The organism is Halorubrum sp. SS7 (genome assembly GCF_005435055.1).
In the GTDB taxonomy this organism is placed as follows: domain Archaea; phylum Halobacteriota; class Halobacteria; order Halobacteriales; family Haloferacaceae; genus Halorubrum; species Halorubrum salinarum.
Genome location: NZ_SGXV01000770.1, coordinates 1 through 214, shown reverse-complemented (window position 1 = coordinate 214; position 214 = coordinate 1). Strand labels below are relative to the sequence as shown.

The following is a 214-nucleotide window of genomic DNA, read 5'->3' as shown; positions in this document are numbered from 1 at the left end:
CGTTCGGGTCGCCGTCGGGCGACGGGTCGGCGCCGCCGGAACGCGACGGCTCCCCGTCGTCGACCACTTCGACCAGTTCCATCAGGGGATATCCCTCAGTCATCGCCATCCGCGTGCGCACCGTGACGCCCTCGTACTCGATCCGCATCCGAACGTCCATCAGCGAGCCGGTGAGCTCGGTGTAGCCGTTCTCGTGGTCGACCGCGTCGGCCAC

1 protein-coding gene is annotated in these 214 nt (G+C 68.7%); it reads right to left on the bottom strand.

Features of this window, described 5'->3' with window-relative positions:
* Positions 1–214: dihydroneopterin aldolase family protein (locus EXE44_RS19870; protein ID WP_274595415.1), on the bottom strand; the 214-nt coding region annotated here is incomplete at both ends.